The sequence below is a fragment of the Amycolatopsis sp. cmx-8-4 genome (assembly GCF_046548675.1).
Classification (GTDB): Bacteria; Actinomycetota; Actinomycetes; order Mycobacteriales; family Pseudonocardiaceae; genus Amycolatopsis.
This window is the reverse complement of sequence record NZ_JAEBDZ010000018.1, coordinates 182,436-191,381: the sequence shown is the minus strand read 5'-3', so window position 1 is coordinate 191,381 and position 8,946 is coordinate 182,436. Positions and strand designations below refer to the sequence as shown.

Annotated in this window: 12 protein-coding genes; 5 read left to right on the top strand and 7 right to left on the bottom strand. The window is 70.7% G+C overall.

What is annotated here, in order from left to right:
- The coding region (locus tag ACLJQZ_RS32680) for a sensor histidine kinase (protein ID WP_410623688.1) at positions 1-382 on the top strand (382 nt) is incomplete at its 5' end.
- Here ACLJQZ_RS32680 and ACLJQZ_RS32675 read toward each other — a convergent pair.
- The 3 genes from ACLJQZ_RS32675 to ACLJQZ_RS32665 all read right to left on the bottom strand — a co-directional run bounded on the left by ACLJQZ_RS32675 (position 333) and on the right by ACLJQZ_RS32665 (position 2,495).
- Entirely contained in the window at positions 333-1,457 is a 1,125-nt protein-coding gene (locus ACLJQZ_RS32675) for a phosphodiester glycosidase family protein (RefSeq protein WP_410623687.1), read from the bottom strand. The genes ACLJQZ_RS32680 and ACLJQZ_RS32675 overlap by 50 nt on opposite strands.
- A gap of 107 nt (positions 1,458-1,564) precedes the next feature.
- Positions 1,565-2,194 (bottom strand): DedA family protein, encoded by a 630-nt coding sequence (locus tag ACLJQZ_RS32670; RefSeq protein WP_410623686.1) that lies wholly within the window; start codon positions 2,192-2,194, stop codon positions 1,565-1,567.
- Positions 2,195-2,279: 85 nt separating this feature from the next.
- Positions 2,280-2,495, bottom strand: a complete 216-nt coding sequence (locus ACLJQZ_RS32665) for a hypothetical protein (protein WP_410623685.1) — start codon at positions 2,493-2,495, stop codon at positions 2,280-2,282.
- A 6-nt stretch (positions 2,496-2,501) separates the two neighbouring features.
- On the opposite strand from ACLJQZ_RS32665, the gene ACLJQZ_RS32660 reads away from it, so the two are divergent.
- Positions 2,502-2,678 (top strand): hypothetical protein, encoded by a 177-nt coding sequence (locus ACLJQZ_RS32660; RefSeq protein ID WP_410623684.1) that lies wholly within the window; start codon positions 2,502-2,504, stop codon positions 2,676-2,678.
- A gap of 161 nt (positions 2,679-2,839) precedes the next feature.
- Here the strand turns inward: ACLJQZ_RS32660 and ACLJQZ_RS32655 are convergent, their stop codons facing one another.
- From ACLJQZ_RS32655 to ACLJQZ_RS32640, 4 genes are read right to left on the bottom strand one after another with little or no spacing between them, the layout of a single operon-like run.
- Entirely contained in the window at positions 2,840-3,802 is a 963-nt protein-coding gene (locus ACLJQZ_RS32655) for an amidohydrolase family protein (RefSeq protein WP_410623683.1), read from the bottom strand.
- Entirely contained in the window at positions 3,799-4,866 is a 1,068-nt protein-coding gene (locus ACLJQZ_RS32650) for an amidohydrolase family protein (protein WP_410623682.1), read from the bottom strand. The genes ACLJQZ_RS32655 and ACLJQZ_RS32650 overlap by 4 nt, the downstream gene beginning before the upstream one ends.
- Positions 4,863-5,462: a nuclear transport factor 2 family protein gene (locus ACLJQZ_RS32645; RefSeq protein ID WP_410623681.1), complete on the bottom strand. Its 600-nt coding sequence runs from the start codon at positions 5,460-5,462 to the stop codon at positions 4,863-4,865. The genes ACLJQZ_RS32650 and ACLJQZ_RS32645 overlap by 4 nt, the downstream gene beginning before the upstream one ends.
- Entirely contained in the window at positions 5,459-6,166 is a 708-nt protein-coding gene (locus ACLJQZ_RS32640) for a GntR family transcriptional regulator (RefSeq protein WP_410623680.1), read from the bottom strand. Before ACLJQZ_RS32640 ends, ACLJQZ_RS32645 begins: the two co-directional genes overlap by 4 nt.
- Positions 6,167-6,333: 167 nt before the next feature.
- Here ACLJQZ_RS32640 and ACLJQZ_RS32635 point away from each other — a divergent pair, with 167 nt between their 5' ends.
- From ACLJQZ_RS32635 to ACLJQZ_RS32625, 3 genes are read left to right on the top strand one after another with little or no spacing between them, the layout of a single operon-like run.
- Positions 6,334-7,176, top strand: coding sequence for a fumarylacetoacetate hydrolase family protein (locus ACLJQZ_RS32635; protein WP_410623679.1), 843 nt, complete (start codon positions 6,334-6,336; stop codon positions 7,174-7,176).
- Positions 7,173-7,706: a flavin reductase family protein gene (locus tag ACLJQZ_RS32630; RefSeq protein ID WP_410623678.1), complete on the top strand. Its 534-nt coding sequence runs from the start codon at positions 7,173-7,175 to the stop codon at positions 7,704-7,706. Before ACLJQZ_RS32635 ends, ACLJQZ_RS32630 begins: the two co-directional genes overlap by 4 nt.
- Before the next feature lie 26 nt (positions 7,707-7,732).
- Positions 7,733-8,929 carry an acyl-CoA dehydrogenase family protein gene (locus tag ACLJQZ_RS32625; protein ID WP_410623677.1) on the top strand — a complete coding sequence of 399 codons (1,197 nt, stop codon included), beginning with the start codon at positions 7,733-7,735 and terminating at the stop codon, positions 8,927-8,929.
- Positions 8,930-8,946 lie beyond the last annotated feature (17 nt).

Genomic DNA, 8,946 nt, shown 5'->3' with positions numbered 1-8,946 from the left:
GCTCGCCACCCAGGGACGGCAGCTGGTCATCTCCCCCGACGCCGACGGGCGTCCGAGAGCCGCCGAGGCCGCGGTGCGGCAGATCGTCGGCGTCCTGCTCGACAACGCCGTCATCCACGGCGCGGGGATGGTGACGATCACGACCCGCGACAGCGCCGGCGCGTTCGCCATCGACGTCGCCGACGAGGGCCGTGGCACGAACGACGGCCTGGACCTGTTCACCCGGGGGCACAGTGGCGCCGGCGGCTCCGGGATCGGCTTGGCGCTGGCCCGGGACCTCGCCGAGGCCGAGGGCGGCCGGCTGTGGCTCAGCCGGCCCGCCCCGACGACGTTCACCCTGTTGCTGCCCCCGGCACCCGCAGCGCACCGGAGCGCGCCGTGATCGCGAAGAAGTCGCGCTGGTCGGCGGACAGGTAGCGATCCGGCGCCGTGGGCATGCTCGGGACCAGCGTCCGGGGCGCCGAACCCGCGATGTCGGGGCGGAACAGGTTGCAGCTCACCATTCCGCCGTGGATGTCCAGCTCCATCCCGCGGACGACGCCCGCGGCCGTCAGCGCGTTCGCCATGGCGGTCAAGGTGAGCTGGTTGCCGGCCACGTAGACGAGCCGGCCTTGCGCGTCGATCCCGATGCCCGAGCGCCAGGTGAACTGGAACTGGTTGCGTGCGCTCCCCCACTGGCCCGCCGGGTTTCCCGACAGCCCGGCGACCGGCTTGCCGCCGTCGACGACTAGTTCGAGGTTCTGGCGCACCGCGGCGACCTGCGGAGTCATGTGGGCGTCGCGGCCCCACAGCGCGACGGTCGCCACCCCGGACCGGTCGATGACCAGGGAGGCCATCCCGTTCTTCAGGGGTTTCCCGTACTGGCCGTCGGCGTAGAAGCCGCCGTCGGTGTCGCGGAACTTGAAGCCCGAGTTGAACGTGGCGAGCAGCGAGGGGCGGAGCGCGTTCGGCACCTGCGCCTGCTCGGGCCAATTGCCGCCCGGTTCCTTCGTTCCCGCGATCAGGTGGGTGCCGGTCCACTTCTGGTCGAACGCCACGATCGCGGCCATCACGCTCGTGTGGTCGGGGTCCGGGCGGAGGAACGTCGTGTAGTCGGCCGCCTGACCACCGGCCATCCGGGCTCCGGGGATCCACACGCCTTCGCCGGGCAGGGCACCCGGGAGAGTCGTCAGCGCCGCGGGGGCGTTCGCCTGATCCCCGGCCGGCGCCGGGACCGGCACGGGCAGGGCGTCGGTGCTCGGCGCGCCGTTCGCCGGGGGATGTCTGGTGTAGTACCAGTTCTCGAGCGCGTTCACGACCGGGCCGGCGCCCATCTGCCGCGCCCAGTCCGCGCTCCGGGCGGTGAAGGTCGCCGCCCCGGGCGCGGTGAGAGCCTGAACGTAGGTGACGGCCGGATAGATGATCAGGATCAGGAACACGACGAACACTCGCCGCAGTCGTTTCTTACGACGTTTCACCGGCGGACGAGGAAGATTCGGAGTTCCGGTTCGGCTCGCTAGGTCGACCATATTTCACGGTAACGACGCCCGGGTTCACCCAAGTGCAGCGAAGTGCTAAGGAATGGCTAAGAGCCGCTGACCTCGTCGCGCTGTTTGCGGTTCCGGAGGAGTTCGAGGCCCAGCGGAATGAGCGACACGATCACGACGAGCGCGATGATCGGCAGCAGGTACTGGTCGATCCCGGGAATGCTTGACCCGAGGACGTAACCGGCGAGCGTGATCCCGATCGACCAGAGCAGGCCGCCGAGGACCTGCCACACCGCGAAGGTCCGGGCCGGCACGGCGAGGATGCCGGCGAGCGGGTTCAGGACGGTGCGGACCACCGGGATGAACCGCGCGAGGACGATGGCCTTGGCGTGGCCGTAGCGGCCGAAGAGTTCTTCGGCCCTGGTCAATCCTCGATGCAGGTGCCGGTTGCGGGTCCGGGCCAGCAGGGCGCGACCGCCGCGCCGCCCGATGAGGAATCCGGTCTGCGCGCCCAGGAGCGCACCCGCGACGGACGCGATCAGCACCAGGGGCAGCGAAAGGTGCACGGCGGCCGTCGCACTGGTCGTGCAGAACAGGCCCGCGGTGAAGAGCAGGGAGTCGCCGGGCAGGAAGAACCCGATCAGCAGGCCGGTTTCGGCGAACAGGACGAGGAACACCCCGGCCGCGCCGAGGCTCGACAACCACGACGTCGCGCTCAACGGGTTCATCGGTCGGGCCGCCTTCCGCGATATTCGACAACTATGTAGTAGTTCTACACCTATGTCGTTTCGGCGGCCAGCGGCCCGGCTTCCCTCAGGGCGCCGTCGCGTCGCCGCGCAGGCGCGCCAGAGCGCGTTCCCACAGCCGCGCGCGGTGCTTGTCCAGCAGATGGCGGCTGATCAGGTAGACGCCGCCCAGCGCGGCGAGCGCGGCCGATTCCCACAGCACCCCGCCGAGCACGGCTGTGACGAATGCCTCGGAGCCGCTCAACGGCGGGGCGACCTGCTGCCCCGCCTGATCGATCCACACCTCGACGTGCTTCGGGAAGCCCGGCCCGGCGCCCACCCGCGGTTCCCCGCCCAGTGGGCCACGAAGGCACGGACCCTGCCGGCCGAGGCCGTCGCCAAGGGAATGCCGGCCGACGAGGTCCTCGCGACCTGCCGGTCCGTGCTCGACTCGTTCGGATCCGCACAGCCGGAGGACACGCCATGACCGTCGCCGTCATCCTCAGTGCCGCCTTGTCCGCGCTGGTGCTCCTGCCCGCGATCACCAGCCCGACCGTGCCCTTCGGGGTCCGGGTGCCGGCCCGGCGGGCCGACGAGCCGGCGGTGCTGCGGCAGACCCCGTCCGTGCCGGGCCGGCTCGTGCCCGGGTCAGCCGGGGCCGGCCAGCCGGGGAAACAGCCGGGCGCAGTTGGCGGCGGTAAGCGCGCGCCAGGTGGTGCCCGCCGGCTGCGGTGCCGCGTCGATGCCGGCCAGCTGCGCGTCGACCGCGGCCGGCGGCGTCCAGCAGTAGTCACTGCCGTACAGCAGCCGTTCGGTGCCGAACGCGCGGTCCAGCGCCGGGATCTGTTGTGGGAAGGGAGTTCCCGCCATGTCGAACCACAGCCGGGACACCTGCTCCGGCAGCGGCGGGACATCGGGCTCCGCGGGCCCGAGCATGCCGCGGAACAGCTCCATGCGCTCCGCCAGCAGCGGCAGCACCCCGCCACCGTGGGTGAAGATCCACGGGATGGCGGGGTATCGCTGCAGCACACCGGCAAAGGCCAGGTCGCTCACGGCACGGGCGGAGTCGAACAGGAATTCCAGCATCGGCCCTGGCCGGCCGGACGCGATGGCTTCGGCGTGCGGCGGCGACGTCGGGTGGACGAACACCGGAGTTCTGCGCCGGTCCAGCTCTGCCCACAAGGGGGCGTAGCGGAAATCGCCCAGGTATACGCCCGCGGTGTTGGTCTCGACGGTCACGCCGTCACAGCCGAGGTCATCGATGGCGTGGGCCAGCTCGCCGAGCGCACCGTCCACATCGGGCAACGGTAGTGACGCGAAGTGGCCGAAGCGATCCGGGTGCGTCCGGCGGATCTCGGCGCCGGTGTCATTGACGTGCCGGGTGAGCCGGCGGGCCACCTCATCATCGCCGAAGTGCGTGCCGGGCGAAGAGATCGACAACAGCGAGGTGGCGATGCCCCACTGGTCCATCAGGGTCAGGTGCCGTTCGGCGTCCCAGGTGGGCCAGCCGGGCATGCCGTCCGGTGACTGGTGGCCGGCGGCGTGGGCGGCGGTGACGTACTCCGGGGTGAGGAAGTGCGCATGCACGTCCACCAGGGCAGGCCTCGTCATCGGTGGGTCACTTCGACCTCGTCCCCGGCGGCCCAGATCCGCCGGATCGCGGTCGTGGCCTTGATGTCCTGGGACGGGTCTCCGTCGACGAGCACCAGGTCCGCCCGCAACCCTGTCCGCACGCTGCCGCGGTCGGGCAGGCCGAAGTGGTGGGCGGGCAGCACCGTCGCCGCACGCAGCGCAGCGCACTCGGTGAGCCCCGCATCGACGAGCAGGGCCAGTTCGTGGTGCAGGCTCGATCCATGGGTGACGGGGTTGGGCAGCGGCGCCGGTCCTGAGAACGCGTCGGTGCCTGCGAGGATCGGGACACCCGCTGCGTGCAGTGCGGCGACGTTGTCTCGGCTGTAGGCGTAGTCCTGGCCTTCGGGCCGGACACCGGTGATCACCGCTTCCATCATGGCCAGGGTGGGGACGGCGATCTGGCCGCGTTCGGCCATGCGGGCCACGGTGTCGGCGTCGAGGACGCCGTCGCGGGGGACGTGGGTGATGACGTCGGCTCCGGCCCGGACGGCGCGGCGGTAGGCGTCGACCGACGAGGCGTGCGCGACGGTGAGCTTCCCGTGCTTCTTGCCTTCGGCGACGACGGCGTCGATCGTGGGCTGGTCGAGCAGGTCCCCTTCGATGACGACCTTGATGTAGTCCGCCCCTTCGGCCACCCGGTGGGCGACGAACGGCGCGGCCTGCCCGGGGGCGGTCAAGATCGCCTCCGCCGGCATGCCGGGCATGCGGGCGTGGTTGCCGCCCGGGCCGATGGCCGGTACGCCCGCGCTGCGGATGTCGGGAACCCGGCCGCGGAAGGAGTCCACGCGCTCCTTCGGCCAGCACGCCATGTCCAGGGCCGTGGTGACGCCGTTCTCGGCTAGCTTGCGCAGGTCCTCCGGGAAGATCAGGTGAACGTGGGCGTCGATCAGGCCCGGCAGCACGGTGGCGCCACCGCCGTCGACGACCTGCCCGCCCGAGGGTTCGTCGCCGATCACGGTCCCGTCGATGGTCACCGTGGTGGGTTCGGTCAGTCCGGTGCCGTCGAAGACACGGACGTTGGTCAGAACCGTCTTGGTGGTCATGAGCCCTTCCTGGTCAGCCATGCGTAGAGAGATTCGTAGAGTTCGGCGGCCTTGCCAGGGCAATCGTCGCCGTAAAGGTCGTTCGCGACCGGGTAGCCGCGGCCTTGGAGAACGTAGGCGAGGAACTGGTAGGACGACCGGAAGCCGATCAGCACGTTCGGGTGTATCGCCAAGGTGGCCCCGGGCAGAACCGGCACGATGACGTCGCGTTCGTAGACCGGGTCCAGGGATCGGATCTGCCATCGCCGTGCCCTCAGTTCGGCGCGGTATAGCAGCCGGGCGTAGGAGGTGAGGTCGACATCGATACCGTCGAGAGCAGTCCGCACCTCGATCGCTGCGGGCACCTCGACGACCGCGCGCGTCCCGTCGAGGTCGACGACCGGTGGGGCGAGCCGGTGCCGGGCGACGTCGCCGCGCCCGGCCATCTCCCGCGACCGCGCGGCGAACTCTTCCCCGCTGCCGCGGAACCAGCTCAACCGGACGGTCGCGTCCGGCGCGTAGCACGCTCGCAACCGATCCCACCGGCCGCGGTCGCGGGCCTGGCGTTCCCGCAGGATCAGCTGGGTCACGGCGACGACGTCGTCGGCACCGGTCACGGCGCCGGCTCCGCGGCACTGTCACCGAGGACTGCGAGGCTGGTGTCCATCAGAATCTGCCGGGTGCGGTTGACGTGCGCCTCGAAACGGGCCGCCGCCTCGTCGGCGTCATGAGCGAGCGCCGCGTCGACCAAGCCCTGGTGCTCACCGGCCACGTCGCGGTGGTGCTCCAGGGTGCCGGGGCCGGACCAGGCACGGTAGAGCTCGGCGGCATCGGACAGGCGCGTGCAGATGTCCAGCAGCACCGCGTTGCCGCACGCCTGGATCAGCGTGTGGTGGAATTCCAGATGCGCCCGCGCCCATTCCTCGTTGCGGCGCTTGGGGTCCCCTGGCAGGAACATCGGCCGGCCGGCGAGCCGATGGTGCGCGGCCAGCACTTCGGACTCCCACGTCACGCCGCCGCGCCGTACCGACAACCGCAGCGCGGCCCCCTCGTTGACCACGCGGGCCTCGGTGAGGTCGGTCAGCGCCTGCAGTGACAGCGGCATGACCCGGAATCCGCGGTTGCGATCGATCTGGACCAGGTCCTTGGCCGCCAACAGCCCGAGGGCTTCACGCACGACACTGAGGCTGACATCGAACCGGTCACCGAGCTCAGCGGGCTTGAGCCGCTCTCCCGGGGCCAAGTCCGCGTTGAGGATCTCCGAGCGCACCCGGGAGTACACCAGCACGGCCAGGCTCTCGCCACCCGCTCTCTTCGCCATGCTCGCACTGTAACACACTCTCACTCAAAGAATCGATTCTTATGTTGACAGTCGCCTTTGCGAAGCAGAGTATGGAGATAACCGACGCCGGTGGGCCCGGCGACGAGCCACCCTCGCGGGCCGCCCACCCAGGACACCGTCGGATCATCGACCGAAAGGGTGCCGCGATGCGGATCGCCAATCTCGCCGGTCGGCTCGTCCTCATCACCGAGGCCGGTGCCGTCGACGTCGAGCACGCCAGCAACCAGCGCTTCTCCCCCGACCCCCACGCGGTGTACGCACGCTGGGACGAGTTCACCGCCTGGGCCCGCGACGCGAGACACGAGGACGCCACGCCCTTCGACGACGCCGACCTTCGAGCCCCCGCGCCGGACCCGGCGCAGATCTTCGGAATCGGCCTGAACTACCGGGACCACGCGGCCGAAGCCGGTCTCGACCTTCCCGACTCCCCCACCGTCTTCACGAAGTTCGCCAGTTCCCTCACCGGCCCCTTCGGCGACGTCGCACTCCACGGCACGACCGTGGACTGGGAGGTCGAGCTGGTCGCCGTCATCGGACGGCGAGCCTGGCGGGTGCCGGCCGAACGCGGCTGGGACCACGTCGCCGGGCTCACCGCCGGCCAGGACCTCTCCGACCGCGCCCTGCAGCTCGCCGGCCCCGCGCCGCAGTTCAGCCTCGGCAAGTCGCGCCCCGGCTTCGGACCGACCGGGCCGTGGCTGGTCACCCCCGACGAGTTCGCCGACCCGGACAACCTGGAACTGAGCTGCACGGTCAACGGCGAATCCGTGCAGAAGAGCCGCACCAGCGAGCTGATCTTCTCCATACCGGAACTCGTCGCCCAGCTCTCGGCCGTCCTGCCGCTGCTCCCGGGTGACCTGATTTTCACCGGCACCCCCGCCGGTGTCGGCGTCGCCCGCACCCCGCAACGGTTCCTCGCCGCCGGCGACGAACTCGTCAGCACCATCGAAGGCATCGGCGTCATGCGCCACCGGTTCGTGGAGGCGTCGTGAGCACTGTGAACCCGAACCGGTTCCGGGCGGTGATGGGCGCGGTCTGCGCACCGGTCACCATCGTCACCACCACCGGCGCCGACGGCGGCCCGCGCGGTGCGACCGTCAGCTCGTTCACGTCCCTGTCACTGGACCCGCCGCTGGTCGGCGTCGCCTTCGACCGGCGCTCGGCCCTGCTGGCCGACATCCTGGCCGCCGGGATGTTCGGCGTGAACCTGCTCGGGCACGGTCAGGACGACCTGGCCGTCCGGTTCGCCACCCGCGGCGCCGACCGGTTCACCGCCGACACCACGTGGTTCACGGACGCCGGGCTACCCAGGCTGGCGGACGCGACGGGCTGGGTCGCGTGCGCGCTGGAGCGCACCGTCGACGCCGGTGACCACCTGCTGCTGTTCGGCCTGGTCACCGGCCTGAGCGGCACGGAGCAGCCACCGCTGGTTTACGCCCGCCGCACCTTCGGCACCCACTCCCGCTTCACCGAGCGGCCCCGCCCGCCCATCACCGACCAGATCGCCGCTTGCGCCCGCTGACCCCGCCTGGAAAGGACAACGACGTCATGCCCCTTACCACCGAACAACCCGCGGTCACCACCGAACAGATCCTTGCCCGCATCGCCGACATCCGGCCGCTGCTGGAACGCAATGCCGCCCAAGGTGAAGCCGACCGCCGGGTCGTCGAGGAAAGCATCACCGCGCTGACCGAGGCCGGCGTGTTCAAAATCGCCCAGCCCCGCCGCTATGGCGGCTACGGGCTCCCGGTACGCGCGATGCTCGACGTCTCCGCCGCCGTGGCCGAAGCCGACGGCGGCACCGCCTGGGTCGTCGCCCTGAGCAACGTCTGTGCCTGGCTGGCCGGGCTGTTCAGCCGTCAGGCCCAGGACGACATCTGGGGCGCGAATCCGGACGCGAAGGTCTCCGGTGTCCTCTCTCCGACCGCCGAGACGACCAAAGTGGACGGTGGCTGGCGCGTCACCGGCCGCTGGTATTACAACTCCGGCTCCTGGCATGCCGACTGGGCCGGTCTCGGCGTCCCGCTGACCGACGAGCGTGGCGAGGTCGTCGACCAGGGCATGGTCCTCATTCCGCGCACCGACCTCGGCTTCGACGAGACCTGGTTCGTCGCCGGGATGCGCTCGTCGGGTTCCAACTGCCTGATCGCCGACGACGTCTTCGTTCCCGAGCACCGTGTCATGTCAGTGCCCCCGGCCATCGGCGGCCGGTACGCCGTGGAGGAGCCCGAGGAAGACCTCTACCGCGCCGCGCTCGTCCCGGTGTTCACCCTCGTGCTGGCCGGCCCGCAGCTCGGCCTCGGCCGCAAGGCGATGAAGATCGTCCAGGAGAAAGCCACTCGCAAGGCGATCTCGTACACCAACTATGTGGCGCAAGCCGACTCTGTCGGCTTCCAGCTGCAGCTGGCCGAGGCCGCGATGCGGATCGACACCGCGCATCTGCACGCCTACCGCGCCGCCGACGACATCGACACCGCCGCCGCGAACGGCACCTACCCGGACGTGCCGCTGCGCGCCCGCACGCGCGCCGACACCGGCTGGGCCGTCGAGAACATCACCCGGGCCATCGACATCCTGCTGTCGGCCCACGGCGCCGGCAGCTTCGCCGACGTCAACCCCCTGCAGCGGATCTGGCGTGACTCCGCCGTCGCCGCACGGCACGCGATCGTGCTGCCCGCGGTCAACTACGAGATCTACGGCAAGGCCCTGCTCGGGCGCGACGACCAGATCACCCCGCTCATCTGACCCGAAGGATCCTCGCC